The organism is Chryseobacterium taklimakanense, assembly GCF_900187185.1.
GTDB classification, from domain to species: domain Bacteria; phylum Bacteroidota; class Bacteroidia; order Flavobacteriales; family Weeksellaceae; genus Planobacterium; species Planobacterium taklimakanense.
Genome location: NZ_LT906465.1, coordinates 1,671,864 through 1,698,423 on the forward strand (window position 1 = coordinate 1,671,864; position 26,560 = coordinate 1,698,423).

A 26,560-nucleotide genomic window follows, 5' to 3' on the forward strand; every position below is an offset into this window, starting at 1 on the left:
TAACCTTAATTTTTACAAATGCTATATAAAATTATACAGTTTAGTGTAAAGAATAAGCTCATAATTGGGCTCATGACTTTGGCACTAATCATCTGGGGCGTGTATAGTGCTACTAAACTCCCATTGGATGCTGTACCTGATATTACCAATAATCAGGTTCAGATCATAACCAGTACACCCACATTAGCCGCACAAGAAACAGAACAGTTGGTCACCTATCCAGTTGAACAGAGCCTCGCCAACATTCCCGGAATTACCGAAATGAGGTCAATTTCAAGATTTGGCTTGTCCGTAGTGACGGTCGTTTTCGACGAAAGCGTGGATATTTACTTTGCCCGTCAACTGATTACTGAAAAACTGAAAGAGGCCGAGGAAAACATTCCACAAGGTATCGGTACGCCAGAAATGTCTCCGGTATCCACAGGCTTAGGAGAAATCTATCAATATGTTATTCACCCTAAAAAAGGGTCAGAAGACAAATACTCCGCTACCGATCTTCGAACAATGCAGGATTGGATTGTGGCCCGCCAACTCTACGGTACACCGGGCGTAGCTGAAATTAACAGTTTTGGCGGTAAACTTAAGCAGTACGAGGTGGCAATCAATCCGTACAGACTTAAAGCTATGAATGTGACCATTGCCGATATTTTCACAACCCTTCAGAAAAATAACGAAAATACAGGTGGTGCTTACATCGATAAAAAACCTAATGCCTATTTTATTCGCGGCATCGGTCTGATCTCTTCTTTAGATGATATTTCTAACACCGTAATAAAAACAGTCAACGGTATCCCTGTACTTATCAAAGATGTCGCGGAGGCACGTATAGGCAGTGCCGTTAGATATGGGGCCCTTACCTATAACGGCGATAAAGAGGCTGTCGGGGGTATTGTAATGATGCTCAAAGGTGAAAATTCCGCGGAAGTAGTGAGTCGGGTTAAGGAAAAAATGCTCACCATTCAAAAATCCCTTCCAGCGGATATTATCGTAGAACCTTTCGTGGACCGGACTAACTTAGTAGACCGGGCGATCCGTACCGTAGAAACAAATTTGGTGGAAGGCGCTCTTATTGTCATCCTTGTGCTCGTTCTGTTTCTGGGTAATTTTCGTGCAGGGCTTATTGCGGCTTCTGCCATTCCACTTTCTCTCCTTTTTGCCTTAGGTATGATGAATGTTTTTGGAGTCAGTGCAAACTTGATGAGTTTGGGAGCTATTGATTTCGGGCTTATTGTAGATGGCGCAGTAATCATTGTAGAGGCGACCCTTCACTTTCTCGCGGTCCACCACAAATCCCAAAAACTCTCGCAGCACACAATGGACCGGGCTGTGGAAGCAAGTGCAAAAAAAATGATGAGTTCTGCAGCATTTGGTCAGATAATTATCCTCATTGTATATCTCCCTATTCTTTCACTTCAGGGGATTGAAGGTAAAATGTTCCGCCCAATGGCAGAAACAGTGTCTTTTGCAATTATAGGAGCGTTAATTCTCTCCCTTACTTATATACCAATGATGTCTGCCTTATTTCTATCTAAAAATATCAGTGCAAAAAAGACTTTCGCGGACAGGATGATGTCCGGGATCAATAGCGTCTATATCCCACTGCTGCAAAAGGCGATTGCGTTTAAATATGCAGTAGTGGGTGGAGCAATTGCATTACTGGCTGTTTCGCTGTTTTTATTTTCAAGAATGGGAGGTGAATTTATCCCACAACTACAGGAGGGCGATTTTGCAGTACACTGTATTTTACCACAGGGTACCTCACTTTCTCAAAGCATTGAAACTTCAATGCAGGCAAGCCGAATTCTGAAATCTTTTCCTGAAGTGAACACCGTAGTGGGTAAAACCGGTAGTGCCGAAGTTCCCACAGACCCCATGCCGCCCGAGGCAACTGACCTTATTGTGACACTGAAACCCAAAAAAGAATGGAAGGACAGCAATAAATCTTATGAGGATTTGAGCGCTGAGATGATGGAGAAGCTTGAAATGATTCCGGGAGTATTCTTCGAAGTATCCCAACCAATACAGATGCGCTTCAACGAGTTAATGACGGGAGTGCGCCAGGACGTAGCGGTTAAAATATTTGGTGAAAACATAGACACCCTTGCGAAACTGGCACCGGAAGTTGCCAAAATAGTACAAACAGTAGAAGGTGCCACCGAACCACAAATTGAGCAGACGGTGGGTTTGCCCCAGATAACCATTACTTACGACAGGGCCAGGCTGGCCTCTTATGGATTGAATATTGAGGATATAAACCATACAGTGAGCACCGCTTTTGCGGGCGAAACCGCTGGGGTGGTATTCGAGGACGAAAGAAAGTTTAATTTGGTCGCACGGCTCGACAGTGTTAACCGAAGTTCTATCGACGATGTGAGTAACCTGTTTATTCCAACTGAAAACGGCGTGCAAATCCCTCTTTCTCAGGTAGCAAAGGTTGAATATAAAGACGGACCGGCGCAAATCAGTCGTGAAGATGGCAAGCGCCGGATTGTTGTAGGCTTTAATGTAAAAGATAGAGATGTAGAAAGTGTAGTAACCGAAATTCAGAAAAAACTGAACGACGCAAATATCTTGCCCGCTGGCTATTACTATACGTATGGCGGAACGTTCGAAAATTTGAAACAGGCTTCTTCACGATTGCAAATAGCAGTTCCTGTAGCCTTAGCTCTTATTTTTCTTTTACTGTACTTCACCTTCCGTAACTTCAAAGACAGCATGCTTATTTTTACTGCAATACCAATGAGTGCTATTGGAGGGGTCTTTGCACTGATGATAAGGGACATGCCCTTCAGCATTTCAGCAGGAGTAGGATTTATCGCGCTGTTTGGTGTAGCCGTACTGAATGGTATTGTGCTGGTAAGCACCTTCAAGGATCTTCAGAAATCTGGGGTTACTAATATCCTTCGAAGGGTGATTCAGGGGACCAGTATACGTTTACGCCCAGTCCTGATGACTGCAGCGGTAGCTTCATTCGGATTCTTTCCCATGGCCTTTTCAAATGGTAGCGGTGCAGAAGTACAGAGACCATTAGCAACCGTGGTAATTGGCGGCTTAGTAACAGCAACTTTCCTTACCTTATTTGTTCTGCCACTACTCTATATCATCTTTAATTCTAAGAATCAAATCAAAAACAAATTGAGAAATAGTAAAAACAAATCGTTTTTAACGCTAATAATTTTACTGTGCTCTTCCGTAGGTGCACTCAGTGCGCAGGAAAGAATTTCACCAAATGACGCAGTGAAAATAGCGTTAGATAATAATCTACAGTACACTGTAAACAATGCCCAGGTAACTAAAGCTTTACTGGAAACTAAAACCGCACGTGAAATTCCCAAGACAGGCCTCTTCGTAGAAAACGAGGATATGAGACCAAGTGATCCGGATGGCGATTTTAAAATTGGAATCCAGCAATCCATACAATGGCCGGGATTATATAAGGCGAAAAGAAAATATTTTGAGGAGCAGCTGAAATTTCACCAACTGAACAAAAACATGCTGGACGCGGTGATAAAAAGGGAAGTAAATACCGCTTTTTACCAGCTATGGTACCTTCAGGATGTGGGTAAACTCTACCAAAAACTGGATGAGTATTATACGTCCATGTACAAAGCTGCTAACCTTCGTTTCAAAACTGGCGAAGCAGCCGGTCTTGAAAATATTGCTGCAGAAGCTCGGATGAAGGAGCTTCAGGCCCAACGCCAACAGAATTTACAGAATATTGCAGCACAACAGCAGCAGTTGAGCCTTTTTCTCAATACTCATGTGCTGTACTTACCGGAAGACACCAATTTGCGGAAACTGGATGTGGATGATTTTCCCTCAGACAGTTTGCATCCTTCATTGGCACTGCAGCAGCAAAATATCGAAATTGCACGAGCTAATATAGATGTTCAGAAAATGCAGAATAAACCTGACTTTTCCGGCCGGGTATTCTCCCAGAGATTATACGGAATGAAAGATCCCATAACCGGCTTTTCTGTAGCGGTAGAATTTCCCATTTTTGGAAAAACTGCCTATAAAGCCAAATTGCAGGCTGCCGAAGCAGAAGTTGAAATTCAGCAGTCGCAGCTGCGCTATCAGGAAAGCCAATTCGCTGCACAAACGCGCACCAGCTACACCGAAATTCTAAAAGCTTCTGAAATGCTTAAATATTATGAAAGTATAGGTTTGAAACAGGCAGACCAGATCTTTGATGCGGCAATGTTAAGTTACAAAGCAGGTGAAATAGGTTTTTCTGAAATGCACCAGTTCTTTACCCAGGCAATAGACATCAGAAAAAATTATCTGATTGCATTAAACGAGTACAACATGGCCGTAATTCAATATAACTATTACATTAAAAATTAAGTTCAAAAAGAGAATATAACATGAAAAAATATATCACCCTTATTTTTGCAGTCTCTGTCTTGTTGACAGGATGTAAAAAAGAATCAGAAGCCACTGAAACCAAAGAAGCAACTGAAGTAGAGAAGCCTGATGAGCACGAAGATCCCAATGTGGCTCATTTCACCGAAGAACAGATAAAAACTGTTGGTATCCAGATGGGCAGCATTGAAAGTAAGGAACTTTCTAATACCATAAAAGTAAGCGGTATGCTGACGGTGCCTAACCAGAATAAGGCATTTGTTACGCCCTCGTACAGCGGTATAGTACGCTCCCTGTACGTACAGCCTGGAAGCTATGTATCAAAGGGAAAAGTTATAGCAACCATTTCAAACCCCGATTTAATTGTGATGCAGCAGCAGCTTCAGCAGGTTAATGGTCAGATCCGGATGGCAGAGCTGGAGGTTACCCGTGCCCAGCAGCTTTATAAAGGTAATGCCGCGCCGCTAAAGAAATTTCAGCAGGCACAGACAGATCTTGCAACATTAAGAAGCCAGCGCTCCGGACTGCAGAAACAGCTGGGCAGCATTGGGGCTGCTCAGGGTTACAGCTCGTCCCTTTCTGTTCGCGCGCCCATCAGCGGAACGGTAAGTAAAGTGATAGCGCAAATAGGGAGTAATGTGGACATGGCTTCGCCAATTGCCGAAATTGTAAGCAACTCAGCGCTTCATTTGGATATCTATGTATATGAAAAAGATCTGGGTAAAGTACAACCGGGGCAAACCATTCACTTTACATTAACAAACAGTCCAGGAAAGGAGTACGATGCAAAAATAACTTCAATAGGTACAGCCTTTGAAGGAGAAAGTAAAACTGTTCCTGTTCACGCGCAAGTCGTCGGAGACCGGACAGGTCTTATTGATGGCATGAATGTTGCCGCAGTCATAAGTCTTGATAATCAAACTGCTGCATCCGTTCCTACCGAAGCTATAGTGAATGATAAGGGTCAGGATTTTATCTTTATTATACAGAACGAGCACGAAGAAGAAGGAAAAAACGAAAAAGTATCAGCTTTAAAAAAGGAAAGTAACAAAAAAACAACTGAGGAAAAGGAAGTAAGCTTTGAGAAAATTCCGGTTGCTAAAGGAGTTACAGATTTGGGCTATACTCAAATTACACCTTTAAAAATAATTCCCGGCAATGCTAAAGTAGTAGTTAAAAATGCCTTCTTTATCTTAGCTAAAATGAATAATAAGGGAGAGGAAGGTCATGGACATTAAGAAATAGTACGTCAAAATAAAAAACTACAATACATTATTAAATATAACTTATGTCAAATAATAAATTACATATACATACCTACGACGAAAATGGCAATCAATTGTGCTGCACGCCGCAGGAAGCAAAAATAAATGAAAAAGCCGATGAAAAATTGGTGCAGCAGGAAGGTGCCAAAGCCTTACCCGTTATTGAAGAAAAAACAAGAGAGCGCCACTTCAAAGGCGATGGTCATTTTCACGGTACAAGGTTCAAAGAAGAATTAGACCACGACCACAGCAACGAACATTCAGACGATGATGGACACGACCATAGCCACGATGAAAATAAGTCCACCCTTCAAATGTTCTTGCCTGCAATCATTTCATTCGTGCTATTGATGATTGCTATTGCTTTTGATAATTGGCTACCGCAATCCTGGTTTACAGGTTGGGTAAGAGCTGTTTGGTATATAATAGCTTATGCACCAGTCGGATTTCCTGTAATAAAAGAAGCTTTTGAAAGTATTGGTAAAGGCGATGTTTTTTCAGAATTTTTATTGATGAGCATTGCCACCATCGGAGCTTTTGTCATTGGCGAATATCCCGAAGGTGTTGCCGTTATGCTGTTTTACGCCGTTGGCGAAGTGTTCCAAACATTAGCCGTAACAAGAGCCAAAGCCAACATTAAAACCCTGCTCGACCAAAGACCCGATGAAGTAACGATTTTAGAAAATAACCAACCTAAAACTGTAAAAGCAGCAACTGTAAGCATCGGCAATATCATCCAATTAAAACCCGGAGAAAAGTTGGGATTGGATGGCGAATTACTATCCGAAACCGCTTCCTTCAACACAGCAGCACTTACAGGAGAAAGTAAGCCCGACACTAAGAGCAAAGGTGAAACTGTATTGGCAGGAATGATAAATCTGAACACCGTTGTACAGGTAAAAGTGACCACAGCATACACAGATAGCAAGTTAAGTAAAATTTTAGAATTGGTACAAAATGCCACTGCACAAAAAGCACCAACAGAATTATTCATCCGCAAATTTGCAAAAATATATACGCCGATTGTTGTGTTATTAGCAGTGCTAATTACGGTTGTTCCTTATTTTTTTGTGAGCAATTATGAATTTAGCAATTGGTTGTACAGAGCATTAGTTTTTCTTGTAATTTCTTGCCCTTGTGCTTTAGTTATCAGTATTCCATTGGGCTATTTTGGTGGAATTGGTGCTGCTTCCAAAAATGGGATTTTATTCAAAGGAAGTAACTTTTTAGATGTGATTGCAGGTATTCAGAATGTTGTGATGGATAAAACCGGAACAATGACCGAAGGCGTTTTCAAAGTACAGGAAGTTAATTTGAAACCTGAATTAAATAAAGACGAAATTCTGAAATTGGTAAATGCCTTAGAAAGTCAAAGTACACATCCTGTTGCCACAGCCATTCATCAATATGTAGGAGAAATTGACAATTCCCTAAAATTAGAAAACACAGAAGAAATAGCAGGTCACGGTTTAAAAGCCAACGTAAACGGAAAAGAATTATTGGTAGGTAATTTCAAATTGATGGACAAGTTCAATATCAGTTATGATTTAGACCCAAGTACGATTGTTTACACTTTAATCGCCATTGCTTACGATGGAAAATTTGCAGGCTACATTACCATTGCCGACAGTATTAAAGAAGATGCACAGATTACAATTGACAAACTAAAAGCATTAGGCGTAAAAACTACAATGTTGAGCGGAGATAAAAGCACCGTGGTAAAATTTGTTGCCGATAAATTAGGCATTCAAAATGCCTTTGGCGATTTATTGCCCGAAGACAAAGTGAATAAAGTAAAAGAAATCAAAGCCAAAAACGAAACCGTGGCATTTGTGGGCGATGGCGTGAACGATGCGCCAGTAGTGGCTTTGAGCGATGTAGGCATTGCAATGGGTGGTTTAGGCAGTGATGCCACCATAGAAACCGCCGATGTGGTGATACAAGATGATATGCCCAGCAAAATCCCAATGGCAATAAATATCGGCAAGCAAACAAAGAAAATTGTTTGGCAAAACATAACCCTTGCATTTGTAGTAAAAGCAGTTGTACTTGTATTAGGAGCAGGTGGTCTTGCCACAATGTGGGAAGCAGTCTTTGCAGATGTGGGCGTAGCATTGCTTGCCATACTAAATGCAGTAAGAATTCAGAAAATGAAATTTTAAACAAAGCGGGCTTCGGTCCGTTTTTTTTCTTTCTGGGTAAAAAATTAAGTGTTGCGTATAGACGCAGAAAATTGGTGCAAAAATCTAATAGTTGATCACATAAATTATCAAATAAAATACTGTTTCTCCGCGGAATGATATAGCAGCATTATTCACTTTCGCCACCGCGCACAGCAATATTCCTATGTGCCGGCGCACATACCGCAATGACGACCGCGTACCAGATATTCTTCGATGGTCTCGAGGTCACTTAGCTAAAAAATCAGCATCAATTTTACCCATATTTTCTAAACTGACATTTATAGAGGAAATTCCGCAGGCTGTTGGCAGTACGTTAATAATTAATGTTGTGTAGATTTTGATGCGGGTATTTTTAGTCCCTACTTCTAAAATCAGGGACTAAATCGGGGATTGTTTAATGGTTTATACGATGCCTTATGCTTTTACAAAATTATCTAACTTGGTTACTGTCAGTAAAATGATGATTTACATTGCTTTATTGGTTTAAATAAAAACTCCCTGTGGAACTACATGAGCATTTTGATGAAATTCACCCAAAAGTTTTAAATTTTTTAAATGACAATGAAGAGAAGATAATTGAGGGCTACGAAGAAAATGACGGGCACCCATTTCGGCATGTCTTTAATTCTTTTCTAAATTTATTTAAAGTAAGGTTTCCTCTTGTAACAAATTCAGAAGTTAACATTTTTAGATATTTTTTTGTTGAAAAGTTGCAAAGTCACTTCCGCAAAGAACTTCAGGACTCAATTGAAGTATGCAGTCAAACATATTTTGGAAAATTACTACATAACATTCGTGAAGATAAATCTCGATCCGAAAGATGTTTCTTCTGTTTATGCCGTTAAACCTAAACTTGACAACCCAAGGATTGCCAAGCAACATGGGGCATTCTTAATTTTTGGTATTAGTCCATCATTATTTACTGTTTTCGGGTTATATAAACCAATGGCTAAATTTAACAAAAAATGGATTGAAAGAGGAAGTGATTAAGATCAACGAATTATTATCGATAAAAAGTCTAAAACTCAAATATTACAACAACTGGAAAGCTTTGGTTTCAACCAAGCTACTTTATTTCCAGAAGTCGATATAGTTGCAAGTTTTGTAAAATTCAAATACTTAAAAAAACTGGATTAATAGATTTTGGATCGTGGAACCGGTGTTCGCCCAATTAAAACACAACCACAATTTTAAAAGATTTACCTTAAAATCCCTCAAAAAAGTGAAAATAGAGTTCGGACTACACGCTCTTGCACACAACCTAAGAAAGAAAGTGGCATAAAAGCCACTTTAAACCCAACTTTTTTTATTCCAATTTTATAAGGAAAATAAAAAAACCGCCTCAAAATTTTGTCTTGAGACGGCTTCTTTTTATTTTATAGAGTTTACGCTATTTATTCTCGATGACCATTTTACGGATCGGTACCAGCAAATCCATCAATCCATTGATTTTAATCTCATAAATAGTAGAAAGCTGCATTCCTAATTTTCCCTTTGGAAAGCCGCCGTTTCGTACGAACCATTCCAGATAAGAAACCGGCAAATCTGCGAGAACTGTATTTTTGTACTTACCGAAAGGCATCTTCACAATACAGATTTCTTTTAAAATTTCAGGTTTTATGCTGCCTCCCATCAGATAGTGAGATCGATTTTTTTCTCGATTTCCTTTGGTTCGGGCATAATGATTTCAGTTTCTTCTTCACCGCTGAACTCATCGCGGTACACCTGAATGAGAAGTACGGTCATTGACACCAGAATCGGTCCGAAAATCAAGCCCATAAATCCAAAGAGGTTCATGCCCATGATAATTCCAAATACCGTATTTAGAGGGTGTATATTCTCCAGTTTTTTGAGTAAAGTAAAACGCAGCACATTATCAGTGAGGCCAACGGCTATCAGCGAATATATCAACACACCGATTCCGCTTCCGGTATTGCCTTCCGCAATCATAAAGATCCCAACAGGAACGTAGACAATCGCCGCACCTACAATCGGAATCATCGATGCAATTGCTGTGAGTGCAAAAAGCAGCATCGGACTCGGCGCACCGAAAATAAAATAACCGATGAGCGCCACCAACCCCTGACCGAGCGCAACAACCGGAAGACCAACGGCATTTGCAACAACCAGCTTCCTGAATTTTTCGCCAATTAAGGTAATGTTCGCTTTTTTCAGCGGCGCAGCACTCGAAACTACCCTTTCAAAAAGCCTTGGCTTTTCCAGCATAAAATACAGCATGAAAAACATGGACACCACAATAGAAAGTGTGTTAAACGTTGAGCTTACCGCATTTGTTGAAAGCTTTGCTGCAGAGGATTTTATACCGTCCAGATTTTCTTTGCTCAGGATATCAATTTTGGTTTTATCATAAATGAAATCGTTGATCTTATCGAGAAATACATTGAATTTAGCCATATAGGCTTTGGAGTCTCCAAGTTTTTCGATCAGCATATCCCCAAGCAGATAGATGGGGATAATCAGTACCACCAAACAGATCAAAATGATAAATAAAGAAGCCCACATCGGTTTCCATTTTTTGGTTTCCTGAAGATAAAAGTTAAAATTACGGCACACGATATACAGCGTGAGCGCGCCTAAAAGCGATGGTATAAACATCGTAAGATTCCCCACGATAAGTCCTGCCAATGTGGTGATGATGAGGAGAAGGAAAATCTGCTTTATTTTATTTCCGCTGATTTGCTCGTATTGGTTCGACATAGCCTTAGAAATAGCATTATGAAAAGTGACTATAGTGCAGCCACCCAAATTTACACACTCTTGTGATTCCCGTTTATATTTTAAAGTAAAATTTTTACGAGTTGTGAATGATTTGCCTTGGCCTGCCAACGTAAGCAACATAAGCAGAATACATAACCGCATAAATAAAAGGTGCGGTAATAAAAACACCAATAAAACAAAGCAAAAGGCCTGACATACTGATCAGCATGCCTAAAAGCCCGGCACCAAGAAATGTACCATAATTTTCTTTAGCTACCGAAAACGTTTTCTTCAGCGCTTCTATGGCGTTGGCATTTTCAAAAAGTAAAACCGGATACCCAATGAGCAGCATCGGACCGATAAAAAGCGCCGGCAGAAAACACAGCATAAAGGAAATACCAATAATGATGCTGGAAATAAAGCTGTAAATTAAAATGTTAAGAAAGTTTTGACGGTAACCGATGAACAGATCACTGAAATTGAGTTTCAAATTATTGTTCACCTTGTGAGCCATATAAACCAGACCTACAAGCAGCGGTCCCAAAAGAAAGGAAAGCAGTGCAGACAGGCCGTAATATTCCTTCATGCCTTCAATTTTCCAGATTTCAGTATAATCAACCGTTCCCTCTGAGGATTTTACATGATCCAGGACCGCCTGCTGATCGATACCTGAAAAAGCCTGAATCAATGAACTCGCCACAACGTATAAAATCATCGTTAATATAGCGTAGCCTATCAAACCTTTGTACATTTCGAAAGCGTGAGAAATAATGCTTCCGGTGTTGCGTTCAGGAACTGTTCCCGTTTTTTCAAATGCTGTAAAGTTTTCCATAATTGCCAATTTTTACCAAAGATAATTTTTTTGACAACACAAAAAACAAAACAAAAAGAATTTTATTTTAATTCTCTGAAAATTTTGCTGTACAGCGCGTAAATCACAGCATTCCAAAACGGTAGTGTAAAAATAGCTCCAATGAAGGTGAGAATTCCAAAATACTTGAATGCAAAGGCCACAAACGTACACACCAAAATTTCTAATGGATATAGTCGTAAAGCCTTAAAATTAAGAGCAACAGCCTCAGGGATTCTCTTATCCATAAAGAACATCAGCGGCGCACAAAACAGCGTTACTAAAACCCAAATCAGAGCAAGAAAAATTGTCGGTACAGTGTAAACATAAATGATGGACCAAAACAGAAAGAAACTGGTATAAATAAAGAAATTGGTCCCCGCATAACCCGCGAAAAGGTCTTCCATCGCAGGCTTTTCTCCCTGATCCAGCTTCCGGAACATTTTCATTAAACCTAAATTCAAAGGGAAAAGAAATGCCATGGTAAGAAGCCATATAATTTGGAATTTCAGGAAGTTAGGGTTATCAGCAATTTCCTGTACTCCTTTTCTGTAAACTTCCATGCCCTGCTTCAGTTTTTCGGAAAGACCGATATACTGCTCCATGATTCCAAACCTGGTTGCGAAGTAAAAAAGTACCACAAACAAAACTGAAAAATAAATGAGGCTGAAGAGAATCTGATACACCAGCGTGCGGTTCCAGTAGGCGAAAGCTTCACTCAAAATAAAACCGATTCCTTTTTTCTGCGGATAATTGGTCTGCATAAAATAATTTGCTGCAAAAGTAAGTTTAAAAATTTATTTTTGTGAAGTGAAAACATCAAACCATCCGAATTTTCAAAGAATGGACGAGCTTTCCCAACAGAAAGTTCCTTTCTTTTTCATCATCGATTTCCTGATGGAAAATATTGAAATTTATATGGAAAGCGAAATATTGAATTCTGGTTTAATGATTGATTTTCAAAATATTAAAAATACTAAAGGGGTCTTCGCAACAAATGATGAATTTGTGTTAAAATCTTTTCCTGAATCTCAGGACGAGTACAGAAAGGGCTTCGAATTCGTTCAGAAAAATCTCAGTCTTGGAAATTCGTATTTGGTTAATTACACCAGAAAAACCAAAATCGAAACGAATTTAACTTTAGAAGAAATTTTTTATCTTTCAAAAGCAAAATACAAACTGTTCTACAAAGACAAATTTGTCCTTTTTTCCCCGGAGACCTTTGTAGAAATAAAGGATAACCAGATTTTCACCCACCCCATGAAAGGCACGATCGATGCTTCACTGGAAAATGCCGTGGAAACCTTGAAGAACGACACTAAGGAGAAAGCTGAACACTACACGGTAGTTGATTTGTTACGAAATGATCTCAGCATGGTTGCCGATGAAGTGCAGGTTGAAGAATTCCAGCGGATTAATTTTATTAAAACCAAACAAAAAGACCTGTACGCCATGAGCTCCGAAATTTCAGGAAACCTCAAACCCGAATTTGAAGGAAAAATTGGCAGTATTATGAGAAACTTACTTCCGGCAGGATCAATTCTGGGAGCTCCAAAACCTAAAACTATGGAAATTGTTCTGGAATCTGAAGGCTACGAACGGGGTTGGTACACAGGCGTTTGCGGCTGGTTTGACGGTAAAAACCTTGACTCGTGCGTGATGATTCGTTTTATAGAAAAAGAAAACGGTATATTGTACTTTAAAAGCGGTGGCGGCATCACCCACCTGAGCAAACTTGCCGACGAATACCAGGAAATGAAAAATAAAATCTATGTACCAGTTTATTGAAAGCATCAAGATTGAAGATCAGGAAATCTTCCTTTTAGAATATCACCAAAAGCGCGTCAACGAAACCTTCCGGCAGTTTGGCAAAGAAACCTCCATCGATCTGGAAAAAATATTCAAAAACCTGCAGCACGACGAAGACGGACTTTATAAACTGCGCATCGTTTACGATCTGGACCGTAAATTTACAACTCAGCTTATTCCGTATGCCATAGCGGAAATTGATGATTTTCAGCTGGTTGAAAACAACAACATCGATTATTCCTTCAAATACGAAAACCGAAAGGAATTTAGCGTGATGAAAGAAGAAGCCAGGAGTGAAGAAATCATCATCGTAAAAAACAACCGGGTTACCGATACATCTTTTTCAAATCTGCTCTTCCTGAAAGGAAAAGAATGGTACACACCAAATACTTATCTGCTGAACGGCGTGCAAAGGCAATATCTTCTGAAGAACAAAAAAATAAAAGAAGCCGAAATTACATTGCAGAATCTGAAGGAATTCTCTCATTTTCAGATCATTAATGCCATGAATGACTTCGATGATATGTTCGTGTATCCGTTGCACAAAATCCTGAATCTTCCCGAAAGCAGCGAATATATCGAACTTTGATTTTTTTGGATCAATCAGTTATCCGCGTCCCAAGGTGTTTTCACATCTTTACCGCTTAAGAAATCGAAATAAGAGCGCAACACTTCTGCATTTTCAACGGCCTGTGTGCAGACTTCAAGAATTTTTGGCTGAACATCCGGATTGAAAAAATTATCCAGAACCCGTTCCACCGTGTTATCATCTTCGACTTTTATATACTCAAAACCGAAATGTTTTGCCAGGTGTTCTGCATTTTTTTGATGAGTCGTGGCGATAAATTCATCCAAAATATTTGAATTTGCCTTATCGGGACCGGGAATAATTTTAAAGATATTTCCTTCACCGTTATTGAAAATGATAATTCTCGTGTATGGCGGAATATATTGGTTCCACAGCCCGTTGATGTCATAGAAAAAACTCAGATCGCCCGTCACCAGCAGCGTAGGGTTTTCATTCTTGATGGCGAAACCCATCGCTGTAGATGTAGAGCCGTCAATACCGCTGGTGCCTCTGTTGCAGTAGATTTTATTTTGATTAAAATCAAAGAGTTGCGCGTAGCGAATTGCTGAGCTGTTGCTGAAATGAATATTGAAATTTGCCGGAACTTTCTGTGAAATCAACCAGAAAAGATTAAAATCCGAAAATCCGGTTCTGTTTACATATTCCTTATGTTTTGCATCTTTCTTGTCCCTCAGAACATCCCAGAGGTTATAATAAGGTTGTGGCTCCAGTTTGATGTGATTCAATAATTTACCAAAGAAAACTTCCGCTTTGGTTTCTACTTTTTGTGTCAGGCAGAAATAAGTATCCGGTTGCCAGAACTCATCGATATGCCAGTGATTTTTCGGTTGTGATTTTCTTAAAAACTGTTTTACTTTTTTAGAAACGACATTCTGTCCAACTGTAATCAACAAATCTGGAGCATAAATTTTAAAATCCTCGTCAGAAAAATTATAAATATACCGGTCAATATGCCTGAAAAACTTTTCGTGGTGAAGATTTGAATTCGCTTCACATAAAACCACAACTGAATGATTTTTAACCAATTGAGAAAGCTGAGCTTGAAGTTCCTCGGAATACGCTCGGGTTCCCACTAAAATCAAAATCCTTTTGGAGATATTCCAGTCTGCTACCAAATTCGGCGGCAGGTCGTAAGGTCTTTTCTGAATTGTTTTCTCAATACTTGGGAACGTCGGCAATTCCGTTACCAAATCATAAAGCGGCTCAGACAATGGAATATTGATGTGCACCGGACCCTGCTTTTCAATGCAGAGCTCCACTGCTTTTTTTACCGTTTGAAAATTATAATCTTCCGAGCCGTCTCTATCGTCTTCCATCAGTTGAAAATCACCATAGGAATGTAATTGATAAAGATCTTTTTGGCGAATTGTCTGTCCATCGAAAATATCAACATAATCTGTTGGCCGGTCGGCAGTTAACACTAAAATTGGAACGTTCTGGTAAAATGCTTCTGTAACCGCCGGATAATAATTTGCTGACGCGGAACCTGATGTACATGTAACAGCAACGGGCATTTTCGTGCTTTGCGCCATTCCTAAAGCAACAAAGGCGCCGCTCCGCTCATCAACAATACTGTAGCTATTCATCTCATCCATTTCCCCGAAATGTATCGCCAAAGGCGCGTTGCGTGAACCCGGAGAAATAACCACATTTAAAATTCCGTACTCCTTCATAATGTGAGCAAGCACCTGAATACTGCGTTTTGATGAGAATTTTTTCATAACGGCAAAGGTATGAGTTTTATAGATTTTTAAAAATTATAAAACCTTATATTTGGGAGTTAATTTTTACAAAAAACTAAATGAACAAAATTCCAAGTGTGGACTTGCGTGATTTCCTGTCGGATGATCCGGCACGCAAACAGAAATTTGTAAATGAAATCGGAAAAGCCTATGAAGACATAGGATTTGTTGCACTGAAAGGTCATTTCCTCGACGATGCCCTTGTAAAAGAACTGTACGGAGAGGTTAAAAACTTCTTCGATCTGCCTGTGGAAACAAAGCAGAAATACGAAATCCCTGGAATCGGCGGGCAGCGGGGTTATGTAGGCTTCGGAAAAGAAACGGCGAAAGGATTTAAAAAAGCTGACCTGAAGGAGTTTTGGCATTTCGGGCAGTACCTGGCAGAAGATTCAAAATACAGTGATGTTTATCCGGACAATGTAACGGTTGCGGAAGTACCAAAATTTAACGAGGTGGGCAAAAAAGCTTACCAAATGCTCGAGAAAACCGGAAAATATGTTCTGAGAGCTTTGGCCCTTTATCTTGGGTTGAATGAATTTTATTTTGATCAGTATATTGCTGAAGGAAATTCTATTTTGAGGCCAATACACTATCCGCCAATTACCCAGGAGCCTGAAGACGCGGTAAGAGCAGCAGCACATGGCGACATCAACTTGATTACTCTACTGATGGGCGCACAGGGCAGAGGATTACAGGTACAAAACCACGAAGGCGAATGGATCGATGCCATCGCCGAACCAGACGAACTGATGATTAATGTTGGTGACATGCTGTCCAGACATACGAACAACAAACTGAAATCCACCATTCACAGAGTGGTGAATCCGGATCGTGAACTTTGGGGAACTTCAAGATATTCGATTCCGTTCTTCATGCATCCGGTGAGCGAAATGAAGCTTGATGCACTGGAAGGAACTTATGACGAAAACAATCCAAAACTTTATCCTGATACCACTGCAGGTGAATTTTTGCATGAAAGGCTTGTAGAATTGGGATTGATAAAATAATCTTACAGGCAATTAAGAAAAATAGTCCGGCATTTCGTCGGACTATTTTATTTTGTCTAAGGTCTTTCTAAGTTTATCCGAGGCTTTATGTAGTTCCTCGCTCCATTCGGTGGCGGCAGAATCAGTGGCACCGTCGGAGATATATTTTAAGCAGAGAAAAGGGATATTTTCACGTTTTGCAACCAAAGCCAGTGCGTACGCTTCCATGTCCACAACATTATACGCATCAGTAGAATGGGCCGTTTCAAAATGATCGCCCGTACCACAAACATCTTCCTGTAAGCCACTAATTTTCAATCCATAATCTAAAATTACGGGTTCATCAGAAAGCGGTGTTTTATAACGTTCAAAACCCAGTTCCCGGACATCCATATCGCGCTGAATAAATTTCGTACAGCAAACCACTTCTCCTTTTTCAAATCCAAAACCGCCCGCAGTTCCAAGATTGATAATAAGGTCCGGTCTGTTGTTTTTGAGATGTTTTAAGAGCGCGTATGCAGCATTCACTTTCCCAATTCCGGTAAAGATTTTATCAAAATTTTCAAATTCATTTCCTGCTTCGCTTTCGAGGGCGAAAACCAACACAGGTTTTCGGTATCTTATTCCGTCGATAATCATGATAATGCTTTAAACAAACTTTGCCAAAGTTTAGGCTCTGGCAAAATTTATTATGTAAATATTTCAAAAAATTTAAGTCAGCATTCCGCCGTCCACATTCATAACCTGCCCGGTTACATAAGCCGACATATCCGAGCCGAGGAAAACACAGGCGTTCGCCACGTCTTCCGGCTGTCCGCCGCGTTTTAGTGGAATGGCGTCTCTCCAACCCTGAACGGTCTTTTCGTCCAGAGCCGCAGTCATTTCAGTTTCAATAAAACCCGGCGCAATCGCGTTGCAGCGGATATTTCTGGATCCCAGCTCCAATGCGACAGATTTTGTAAAGCCAATCACGCCGGCTTTTGAAGCCGCATAATTCGCCTGTCCTGCATTTCCTTTCACACCAACCACGGAAGTCATGTTGATGATCGAGCCGCTTTTTGCTTTCATCATCGGTTTGATTAACGCTTTTGTTAGGTTAAATACAGAATCGAGATTCACTTTGATGATGGTATCCCAATCGTCTTTCGACATTCTGAGCATCAAATTATCTTTTGTGATGCCGGCGTTGTTCACCAAAATATCAATTTGTCCGAAATCTGCCATCACGTCATCAATAAGTTTTTGGGCGGCATCATAATCAGAAGCATCTGACTGATAAGCTTTTATTTGCGTGGAAGAGCTTAAAGCATTTTCCAATTCCTTCGCTTTATCCACGGAACCAGCGTACGTGAACGCCACTTTTGCGCCCTGAGCTGCAAAAACTTCAACAATTCCTTTCCCGATTCCTCTGGTTCCGCCCGTGATTAGGGCGACTTTTCCTTCTAACAGTTTCATATTTTTCTATATCTAATTCGTTTTAGGTTTAAAAGCCTCTCCAATCATCTCAATATTTGTGATGATTACATTTTGCTTTATCCACTCTTCAAAATAATCTTCGTAAGACTAATCTTTAGTAATAAACTCAATTCGGCGGATATGCTCCTGGGCAATCATAAGACAAATTTAGCGGAAAAATTTAAACTGTATTATTAATGACAAGCACAATCTCGCCTTTTAAAGTTTTGCTTTTGGAGAACTCAATCAATTCGTTGATTGTCCCGCGTTTGGTTTCCTCAAATTTTTTAGAAATCTCCCGGCTCAAACTCACTCTCGTTTCTTCTCCGAAAAACTCCTTTATCTGTTCTAAAGTTGTATTGATTTTGTGCGGACTTTCGTAGAGTATGATTGTTTTCTTCTCCGCGGCCAGTTGTTTCAGTTTGGTTTGACGGCCTTTTTTTTGAGGTAAGAATCCAGCAAAATAAAAGTCGTGATTCGGCAATCCGGAAACAACCAAAGCCGGAACAAAGGCCGTTGCACCCGGTAAACAAATCATTTCGATATTCTCATCAGCACACGCTTTTGCTAAAAGATAGCCCGGATCGGAAATTCCCGGTGTTCCCGCATCGGTAATGATGCCGATGTTTTGTCCATTCTTTAAGTCCTGAATCACTTTTTCTGTCGCAGTGTGTTCATTATGAAGATGATACGATCTTGTTGGTTTTGAAATATCATAATGTTTGAGCAAAATTCCCGAAGTTCTGGTGTCTTCGCACAGGATATAATCCACCTCATTCAGTACATTCACTGCCCTGAAAGTCATATCCTCTAAATTCCCGATCGGTGTAGGTACAAAATATAAAGTGCCACTCATTACTCCCGGTGTCTCGCTGATATTGGGTGCTTTTATTAAATTATAATTTTTGATATAAATTTTTAGAGAATTCTTCCAAACTCGGATCGCGGGCTCCCATCAAAAGCAGCACCGTATTTTCATCCAAATGCGGACGCATCTTATCCAAAAGTTCTTCACGATGCTCAACAAAATAGGCATTTTTTCCTTTGGCCTTGATGTCTTCTATCAAATCATTGGCTGAAATATCTTTTACCGCTGTTCCACCGGCGTAGAAAATTTCGCTCATCCAGATTTCATCCTGCGGACGGAGTGCATCGGAAATTTCCTCCACAAAATCCTGGCGTAAAAACCGCGTCGGTTTGTAACCATGCGGCTGAAACCACGCCACCACTTTTTCTGCCAGCGGCTGACAAGCCTTAATCGAGGCGGCGCATTTTGCGGGATTGTGGGCATAATCATCAATGATCCAAACTCCGTTTTTCTGCCCTAAAATCTGGTGACGGCGATAAATACCTTCGTAATGTTCCAGAGAATCAGCACAGATTTTTAGATCAATCCCTATCTGACTGGCGACGGCCACTGCTGCTGCAGCATTTTCTGCGCTGTGTCTTCCAACGGAATTCATCAAAAACGCTTGGCCGACGATTCTGAAAGACAGTTCAAAACCGTTTTGCTTAAAATCGGTAACCGTGTATTTTGCATTTTCATCCTCAAAACCAAAATCATTCTCCGGATTTGCAGACAAAGTTTTTGCTAATGTATTTGACTGGTTTACAATAAATAAACCTTGTGTGTTATTTTTAAAAACAGTGAAGATTTCAATCAGTTCATTAATTTCCTGATGGTCTTTATCAATATTTAACAGAACTCCGATTTCTGGTTCATACTGTACAACCGAACCGTCGCTTTCATCAGCCTCAATAATCAACCAGTCTCCTTTTCCTACCGCTGCATTTCCAATTTTCCCTTCTTTGATAATTCTGGTCAAGCCTGCTCCCGAAATAATACTCGGTTCCAAACCGGCATCCGCCAAAATTTGAAACAGTATTGCCGAAGTTGTTGATTTACCTGAAGTTCCGGCAACAGCAATCGTCTTTTTACTTTTTGCAATCAACGCCAAAAGTTCGCTCCTTTTGATGACAGGAATATTGTATTCTCTGGCTTTTTGTACTTCGTAAACCGTGTCTTCAATCGCTGTGGAAACTACGACTAATTCTGTATTTTCATCAATTCCACTTCCGTCCTGAAGAAAACACCTGATACCTTCGGCTTCAAGCTGTTCTTTGGTCTTGTTGTATTCGTTGGGATGAAAGTAGCGGTCGCTCCCGGAAACATTTTTTCCAATTCCTTTTAAATACTGCGCAATAGCGCTCATTCCAACACCGGCAACACCAATGAAAAAGACGTTTTGGAAATTTGAAATATCTTTAACCATAAAATTTATAAAAAATGTTGGCGCGAACCTGCGCTTACTGAAACTTATTTTCAACCAGCTGCCATAGCCTTTGCGCGTACTCATCCACTTTTTTCCAGTTTTTGCGGTAGTAGATATCGCTTAAAAATTCTTTGGCTTCGTCTAAAGTTTTAAAGCTGTTGAGCTGAGCTACCACATCATTCATTTCGCTTTGGCTGCCGTTGAAAAGGAGTTTAGAAAAAGCAATACGGTCATTTAAATCCAGTTTGAATTCATGTTTCGGTCTTTCAGCCTCCATAAAATCAATTGAAACATTGGATTTTACGAGGCTTCCCGAATCTTCGTGTTTTGGTTGGTGCTCCAAAGGATTGTCGTCAAACAAGGATTCTACTGTTTTCAAGCCCTTGATATGCGGAAGTTTGAATTTTTTTTCTGATTTGTGCGGATGATGAGAGCTTTCCTCAAAAAATGAATTACCCGGTTCAGCGACACGTTTTTCAGTTTCCACGGTTTCGTGAAATTTGTCTGATTCTGTTTCGGCAAGCTCAGCAGACTTTTGATAGGCTTCCTCACTCATTGCAGCCTCTTCAATCAGTTCTTCCGTCACGAGATTTTCAACCGTATTTTCTTCATTTTCGTTTGAAGGAGTAATAACTTCTTCCTCAGCAGCAGGATTATCAACTGTATTATCTATTTCAGCTAGTTCAGTTTCTCTTTCTTCATCTGAATCTTCAACAGATTCATATGTTTCAGTTAGCTTCTCGTCAAGTTCCAAATTGTTGTCCACTTCAAAGTTCGATTCCTCTTCAAAATTGCTCTTTTCATTTGTAGAAAATTCAAAAACTTCATCACGTTCTGAAACCGGCTGGTTATCGTTGATCTGATATGAAAACAAATCGGGAATTTCGGACATTACCTTAAGAAATGAAACTTTTTCTAAAAGTTTATCAACCTGATATTTATTGTCTGCCAAGTCCTGCGCATTCTCTGTATAAAGCAACTCAGAAATGATTTTTTTACATTCCATAAAATACTTTTGCCGAATTTCCTCAAGGTGTTGCATAACTTTTGTCTTATTAATTTTCGTTAATTTTGAAGGTTCGAAACTTACGGCTAATTTAACAAATGTTTTTAGAAAATACAATTAATCACGCTAAACAGAGCGGTTGGATGGAAGTGATCTGCGGTTCTATGTTTTCGGGGAAAACTGAGGAGCTGATCCGCCGTTTGCGGCGCGCAGAAATGGCCGGCCAGGTAGTTGAAATCTTCAAGCCGAAAGTTGACACCAGGTACGATGATGAGGAGGTAGTGTCGCATAACCAAAACAAAATCCGCAGTACTCCCGTAGAAAGTTCAAACGAAATTTTATTGTTGGGATCAACCTGCGACGTGGTGGGAATTGATGAGGCACAGTTCTTTGATAATGATATTGTTGATGTAGCTAATAAGTTGGCTAACAACGGAATAAGGGTAGTTATTGCGGGTTTGGATATGGATTTCTTGGGAAGACCGTTTGGACCGATGCCGAATCTTATGGCCACAGCAGAATATGTGACCAAAGTACATGCTATTTGTAGAACCACAGGGAATTTAGCCAATTATTCAATGCGGAAATCTGCGGGAACTGATCTTGTGGAACTTGGCGAGACAGACAGTTACGAAGCGGTAAGCAGAAAGGTTTTCGTGGAAGAGGTTTTGAATAAGAAGAAATAGATTACTAATTAGTTTCAAATGAATTATACTGCCAAAGAAATCGCAGAAATCACCCAGTCTAAACTGATTGGCAATGCAAATCTTTGTGTAAAAAATATCGCTTTCGACAGCAGAACTATTTATTCAACAACGGATACGGCTTTTATAGCAATAACAACACAAAAAAATTCCGGTGAAAAATACATCTCTTCGGTGATTGAAAAGGGTATCAACATTATTATTTCGGAACATAAAACCGACGGTTTTGATGATGTTACGTGGATTATCACCCCAAATTCGGTGGAGTTTCTTCAAAAATTAGCAGATCACCATATTCGGCAATTTCCAAATCTAAAAACCATTGGTATTACAGGCAGCAATGGGAAAACAATAGTTAAGGAATGGCTTTATCAAAGCCTTTGGGATGAATTTAAAACGGTAAAAAGTCCGAAAAGCTTCAACTCACAGATTGGGTTGCCGCTCTCTTTGTTACAGATAAAACCTGATCACGAAGTAGGGATTTTTGAAGTAGGAATTTCGAAACCTCAGGAAATGGAGAAACTGGCGAATTTCTTCTCACCAAAAATAGGAATCCTAACCCATATCGGCTCTGCACATATTGCTAATTTCGAAACCGAAAATCAACTGATTGATGAAAAGCTAAAATTATTCAAAGATTCCGAAATCATTATTTTCAATGGGGATAATCAATTGGTTTATAATAAAATAAATGAACTATATTCAAGCAAAAAATTAATATCATTCGGATTAAAAAATCATAATGATCTAAAGATAACAAATGACTGGAAAGACCGGAATACTGAGATCAAAATCAGTTATTTTGGTGACCAGTTTTCGTTTCCAGCAAATCAGCGTGACGAAGCGACTTTATCCAACGCCCTTGCGGCGATCGCCGTTATGAAAGAGTTTGGGATCGAAAATACCAGGATTGTTGAAAAACTCAATAATCTTAAAACAGTCGAAATGCGCTTAGAAAGTGTAAATGGTTTACGAAATAATCTGATCATCAACGATTCCTATAATCTTGATTTAGACTCTCTTAAAATCGCCTATCAATTTATCAACGAATATAATAAGCCGAAGAAAGTCCTGGTGCTTACAGATTTTATTGAAGGAGAAAACTCTGATACGCTTTATCAGGAAGTTGCAAACCTCACCAACGAACAAAATTTTGATAAAATTTTACTGATAGGAGCTGAAATTTCAGCCTGCCAAAATCTTTTCACATCTGAAACTAATGCTTTCAACAGCACAAGTGAACTAATTGAAAGCCTTAAACTTAATCAAATTGAAAATTCTCTGATCTTGCTTAAAGGCGCCAGAAAATTCGAAATTGAAAAGATTAAAAACATTCTGGAGCTTCAAAAGCACGATACCGTGTTAGAGGTAAATTTAAATGCCATTCTACATAACATCAATGTACACAAATCGCTGTTAAAGCCAGAAACCAAAATGATGGCGATGGTGAAGGCATTTTCCTACGGTCTTGGCGGTTATGAAATTGCAGAGTTTTTACAATACCACCATATTGATTATCTTGCTGTTGCGTACGTGGATGAAGGTGTTGATTTAAGAAAAAATGGCATCACAGTACCAATAATGGTGATGAATCCCGAGCAGAACAGCTACAGTACGATTATCGATTATAATCTGGAGCCAGAAATATACAGTTTCCGGGTTTTGGAATTGTTTTGTGAACAGCTTAAAAGTAAAGGCGTATCCGGTGAATATCCGATTCATATAAAGATTGAAACGGGAATGAATCGTCTTGGTTTCAAGGAAGATGAAATGGATGACTTAATCCAAAAATTAAAGTCGGAAAATGTTAAGGTAAAATCGGTTTTCAGCCACTTATCAACGGCTGATGATCTATCAGAGCACGGCTTCGTTATGCAGCAGATCAATACATTTCAAAGAGTGACAGACCAACTGATTTCCGGTTTGGGTTATCAGCCAATTCGGCATATATTAAATTCATCGGGAATTGTGTTTTATCCTGACTACCAGTTCGATATGGTAAGAATTGGAATTGGAATGGTCGGTATATCCTATAATCCTGAGGTTCAAAGACTTCTTCAAAGCGCTGTTAGTTTCAAAACTGTTATATCTCAAATTTCTGATGTAAAAAAAGGCGAATCAGTCGGTTACAGCCGGAGATTTATTGCTGATGAAGATACAAGAATCGCCACAATTCCCGTTGGTTATGCAGACGGAATCCCCAGGCTGATAGGCAATAAAGTTGGAAAAGTGGGTATCAATAAACATCTCGTCCCTATTGTCGGAAATATTTGTATGGATATGATGATGCTGGATATCAGAGATTTGAATGCAAATGAAGGCGATGAAGTAGTGATTTTTAACTCGAATCCCACTCTTGAAATGTTTGCCGAATCTTGCAGAACAATTCCTTATGAAGTTTTAACATCGATTTCGAGGCGCGTAAAACGGATTTATATCAAAAATTAAATGAAAAAGCTCCTTCTTATTTTTATGCTGATTTTTATCAATGTTTCTTTAAAATCACAAATTAAAGAAGGACTCATAATTCCCAAAAATCCAAAAATCGGCTTGTCCCTTTCCGGCGGCGGAGCCAAAGGTTTCGCACACATCGGAGTCTTGAAAATCCTTGATTCCCTCGGAGTCAAAGTAGATTATATTTCAGGAACGAGTATGGGTTCAATCGTCGGTGGGTTATATGCGTCTGGCTATACTGGAAAGGATATCGAGAAAATCGTTTTAGAAACTGATTTTTACACCCTGATTGCCAATGAAAAAACACGCCAGGAGACAACTTTCTTCAATAAATCCAATGATAAATACCTCCTCACAGTTCCGATAAAAGACGGTAAAATTAACGTCCTTCCAAAGGCAATTTCTACCGGTCAAAAGAATATCTATATGCTGAAGGAGCTATTTAAAAACGTCGCAAACGTTGATGATTTCTCCAAACTTCCAATTCCGTTTTTGTGTATCGCAACCAATCTGGAAAGTGGGAAGATGGAAATTTTTGAAAAAGGTGATTTGGTAAGTTCGATTATGGCCAGCTCCGCATTTCCCTCGCTGATGGATCCCGTTAAGATTGGTGACAGTCTCTACATAGACGGTGCAATGACGGTGAATTATCCTTCAAAACCTTTAAAAGATAAGGGAATGGATATTGTGATCGGCGTTGACCTCAGTCAGGGTTTGGTTAAACGTGAGCAACTTAACTCTTTGATTGACATATTAAACCAGGTAATCGACTTCGGTATTCAGAAAGAAACTAAAAATCAGTATCAATACACGGATATCAACATTCATCCTGATCTCACAGGAATGACCGCAACAAGTTACGGCGACAAGGAAAAGATTCTGGAGAAAGGCTATACTGAAGCAAAAAAGTATACGGACATTCTAAGCCAGTTACCAAAAACGGACCATCAGGTTTTGCGTGCGCCCATCAGTTCAATATTCTCAAATGTTTACAAGATCGACAGCATAACGGTTGAAAATAACAGAATTTTTGGACGCAATTACATCCTGGGAAAAATGAACCTTAAAGTCCCGTCCATGCAGACCTATGGCGCAATCAATAAGATGATTGATAGGCTTTACGCCACCAATAACTACCGGCTGATCAATTATGATATTACTTCCCAAAATAATAAAAACATCCTTAAACTGAATGTAACTGAAGATGATACGAGGTTTTTCCTGAAATTTGGCCTGCATTACGACGAGGTTTTTAAAACCGGTCTTCTACTCAATGCTACGGTGAAAAGGCTCATATTCAGCAATTCAACGATAGCTTTGGATATGGTCGTCGGGGACAAACCACGCTATTATTTCAACTATTTTATCGATAATGGTTATATCCCAGGCTTTGGTGTTTACGCATCAGGGATGAAATTCGATCTTTTTGATAAAAATTCTGATATCACGGAGAACTGGACATGGTTTAGAAACGAGGCTTTTATACAGTCAATCTGGCGGGATAAATATGCCATTGGCGGCGGTTTAAGCCACGATTATTACCAAAGCCGCATACCATCAACCTCGATCAGCGATAATCAGAATTTTTTCAATCCATATGCGTTCTTAAAAAGCGATTCTCAGGACGATAAAAGTTTTCCAACCAAAGGCTTTTATTTGTATGCTGAAGGAAAAATACTCGATTTATTTGGAAAAAAAGATAAGGATAAAGTCCTTCAATTCAAAGCAGATACCAGAATTAATATCCCAGTGACAAGCTGGTTTACCAACCGTATCCGTGTTTTTGGCGGTCTCTCATTTGGTGAAGATATCAACCGTTTTTATGAGTTCAGATCGGGTGGTCTTTTCGAACAAAATCTCGGAAATTTTGTTAGGCTTGCTGGATATGAGTTTGGGCAGGAACAGACCAAAAATCTAGTTCTTGCCGATAACCAGATGCAGTTCAAAATCCACAAAAATTTATACATAATCCCTAATATCAGTTTTGCAACAATGTTCGACGACGTGGAAGGTGCAGAATTTTTCAATTTTGATTATTCTTCAGCGGGTATTACGGCTGGCTATAAATCACCTTTCGGACAAATCAAACTCAATTACAGCAAGTCGTTTAACAAAGATAATCAGGGTTTATTCACAGTGATTCTCGGACATTGGTTTTAAT

At 39.6% G+C, this 26,560-nt stretch carries 21 protein-coding genes; 11 read left to right on the forward strand and 10 right to left on the reverse strand.

The window, feature by feature from the left end; all coding sequences use genetic code 11:
* The first annotated feature begins 18 nt into the window (after positions 1 to 18).
* The 5 genes from CKV81_RS07995 (at position 19) to CKV81_RS13705 (ending at position 9,095) form a co-directional block, all read left to right on the forward strand.
* Entirely contained in the window at positions 19 to 4,347 is a 4,329-nt protein-coding gene (locus CKV81_RS07995) for a CusA/CzcA family heavy metal efflux RND transporter (protein ID WP_095072174.1), read from the forward strand.
* A gap of 20 nt (positions 4,348 to 4,367) precedes the next feature.
* Entirely contained in the window at positions 4,368 to 5,603 is a 1,236-nt protein-coding gene (locus tag CKV81_RS08000) for an efflux RND transporter periplasmic adaptor subunit (RefSeq protein ID WP_095072177.1), read from the forward strand.
* A 50-nt stretch (positions 5,604 to 5,653) separates the two neighbouring features.
* Complete coding sequence (locus tag CKV81_RS08005) at positions 5,654 to 7,792, forward strand: heavy metal translocating P-type ATPase (protein WP_095072179.1); 2,139 nt, start codon at positions 5,654 to 5,656, stop codon at positions 7,790 to 7,792.
* Between the two features lie 792 nt (positions 7,793 to 8,584).
* Positions 8,585 to 8,803 (forward strand): hypothetical protein, encoded by a 219-nt coding sequence (locus CKV81_RS13495; protein WP_220096585.1) that lies wholly within the window; start codon positions 8,585 to 8,587, stop codon positions 8,801 to 8,803.
* A gap of 169 nt (positions 8,804 to 8,972) precedes the next feature.
* Positions 8,973 to 9,095: a transposase gene (locus CKV81_RS13705; RefSeq protein WP_157727391.1), complete on the forward strand. Its 123-nt coding sequence runs from the start codon at positions 8,973 to 8,975 to the stop codon at positions 9,093 to 9,095.
* Positions 9,096 to 9,203: 108 nt separating this feature from the next.
* Here the strand turns inward: CKV81_RS13705 and CKV81_RS08020 are convergent, their stop codons facing one another.
* The 4 genes from CKV81_RS08020 to CKV81_RS08035 all read right to left on the reverse strand — a co-directional run bounded on the left by CKV81_RS08020 (position 9,204) and on the right by CKV81_RS08035 (position 12,145).
* Entirely contained in the window at positions 9,204 to 9,434 is a 231-nt protein-coding gene (locus tag CKV81_RS08020) for a DUF3820 family protein (RefSeq protein WP_095074382.1), read from the reverse strand.
* Positions 9,435 to 9,445: 11 nt separating this feature from the next.
* Positions 9,446 to 10,531, reverse strand: coding sequence for an AI-2E family transporter (locus CKV81_RS08025; RefSeq protein WP_095072185.1), 1,086 nt, complete (start codon positions 10,529 to 10,531; stop codon positions 9,446 to 9,448).
* 94 nt (positions 10,532 to 10,625) lie between these two features.
* Positions 10,626 to 11,363: a beta-carotene 15,15'-monooxygenase gene (locus CKV81_RS08030; RefSeq protein WP_095074384.1), complete on the reverse strand. Its 738-nt coding sequence runs from the start codon at positions 11,361 to 11,363 to the stop codon at positions 10,626 to 10,628.
* 62 nt (positions 11,364 to 11,425) lie between these two features.
* Positions 11,426 to 12,145, reverse strand: coding sequence for a hypothetical protein (locus CKV81_RS08035; RefSeq protein WP_095072187.1), 720 nt, complete (start codon positions 12,143 to 12,145; stop codon positions 11,426 to 11,428).
* 79 nt (positions 12,146 to 12,224) lie between these two features.
* On the opposite strand from CKV81_RS08035, the gene CKV81_RS08040 reads away from it, so the two are divergent.
* Positions 12,225 to 13,169: an aminodeoxychorismate synthase component I gene (locus CKV81_RS08040; protein WP_095072189.1), complete on the forward strand. Its 945-nt coding sequence runs from the start codon at positions 12,225 to 12,227 to the stop codon at positions 13,167 to 13,169.
* Positions 13,153 to 13,779 carry an aminotransferase class IV gene (locus CKV81_RS08045; protein WP_095072191.1) on the forward strand — a complete coding sequence of 209 codons (627 nt, stop codon included), beginning with the start codon at positions 13,153 to 13,155 and terminating at the stop codon, positions 13,777 to 13,779. The genes CKV81_RS08040 and CKV81_RS08045 overlap by 17 nt, the downstream gene beginning before the upstream one ends.
* Before the next feature lie 14 nt (positions 13,780 to 13,793).
* Here CKV81_RS08045 and menD read toward each other — a convergent pair whose 3' ends face one another.
* Entirely contained in the window at positions 13,794 to 15,500 is a 1,707-nt protein-coding gene (gene menD / locus CKV81_RS08050) for a 2-succinyl-5-enolpyruvyl-6-hydroxy-3-cyclohexene-1-carboxylic-acid synthase (RefSeq protein ID WP_095072193.1), read from the reverse strand.
* A gap of 80 nt (positions 15,501 to 15,580) precedes the next feature.
* On the opposite strand from menD, the gene CKV81_RS08055 reads away from it, so the two are divergent.
* On the forward strand, positions 15,581 to 16,528 hold the full coding sequence (locus CKV81_RS08055; protein ID WP_095072195.1) for an isopenicillin N synthase family dioxygenase: 948 nt from the start codon (positions 15,581 to 15,583) through the stop codon (positions 16,526 to 16,528).
* A 42-nt stretch (positions 16,529 to 16,570) separates the two neighbouring features.
* Here the strand turns inward: CKV81_RS08055 and CKV81_RS08060 are convergent, their stop codons facing one another.
* From CKV81_RS08060 to CKV81_RS08080, 5 genes are all read right to left on the reverse strand, one after another.
* Positions 16,571 to 17,146, reverse strand: coding sequence for a 5'-methylthioadenosine/S-adenosylhomocysteine nucleosidase family protein (locus CKV81_RS08060; protein WP_095072197.1), 576 nt, complete (start codon positions 17,144 to 17,146; stop codon positions 16,571 to 16,573).
* Positions 17,147 to 17,218: 72 nt separating this feature from the next.
* Positions 17,219 to 17,962 (reverse strand): 3-oxoacyl-[acyl-carrier-protein] reductase, encoded by a 744-nt coding sequence (gene fabG / locus CKV81_RS08065; protein WP_095072199.1) that lies wholly within the window; start codon positions 17,960 to 17,962, stop codon positions 17,219 to 17,221.
* Positions 17,963 to 18,143: 181 nt separating this feature from the next.
* Complete coding sequence (gene rsmI / locus CKV81_RS08070) at positions 18,144 to 18,818, reverse strand: 16S rRNA (cytidine(1402)-2'-O)-methyltransferase (protein WP_095072200.1); 675 nt, start codon at positions 18,816 to 18,818, stop codon at positions 18,144 to 18,146.
* A gap of 40 nt (positions 18,819 to 18,858) precedes the next feature.
* The gene (locus tag CKV81_RS08075) at positions 18,859 to 20,319 is read right to left on the reverse strand and encodes a UDP-N-acetylmuramate--L-alanine ligase (protein ID WP_258453958.1); all 1,461 of its coding nucleotides are present in this window, start codon (positions 20,317 to 20,319) and stop codon (positions 18,859 to 18,861) included.
* A complete protein-coding gene (locus tag CKV81_RS08080) occupies positions 20,270 to 21,241 on the reverse strand; it encodes a hypothetical protein (protein WP_095072205.1) in 972 nt (323 codons plus the stop codon). Before CKV81_RS08080 ends, CKV81_RS08075 begins: the two co-directional genes overlap by 50 nt.
* Before the next feature lie 98 nt (positions 21,242 to 21,339).
* Here CKV81_RS08080 and CKV81_RS08085 point away from each other — a divergent pair, with 98 nt between their 5' ends.
* Genes CKV81_RS08085 through CKV81_RS08095 form a run of 3 tightly spaced genes read left to right on the forward strand, consistent with a single transcriptional unit; the run spans position 21,340 to position 26,559 of the window.
* Complete coding sequence (locus tag CKV81_RS08085; RefSeq protein ID WP_095072207.1) at positions 21,340 to 21,927, forward strand: thymidine kinase; 588 nt, start codon at positions 21,340 to 21,342, stop codon at positions 21,925 to 21,927.
* Positions 21,928 to 21,945: 18 nt separating this feature from the next.
* The gene (locus CKV81_RS08090; protein ID WP_095072209.1) at positions 21,946 to 24,393 is read left to right on the forward strand and encodes a bifunctional UDP-N-acetylmuramoyl-tripeptide:D-alanyl-D-alanine ligase/alanine racemase; all 2,448 of its coding nucleotides are present in this window, start codon (positions 21,946 to 21,948) and stop codon (positions 24,391 to 24,393) included.
* Complete coding sequence (locus tag CKV81_RS08095; RefSeq protein WP_095072211.1) at positions 24,394 to 26,559, forward strand: patatin-like phospholipase family protein; 2,166 nt, start codon at positions 24,394 to 24,396, stop codon at positions 26,557 to 26,559.
* Position 26,560 lies beyond the last annotated feature (1 nt).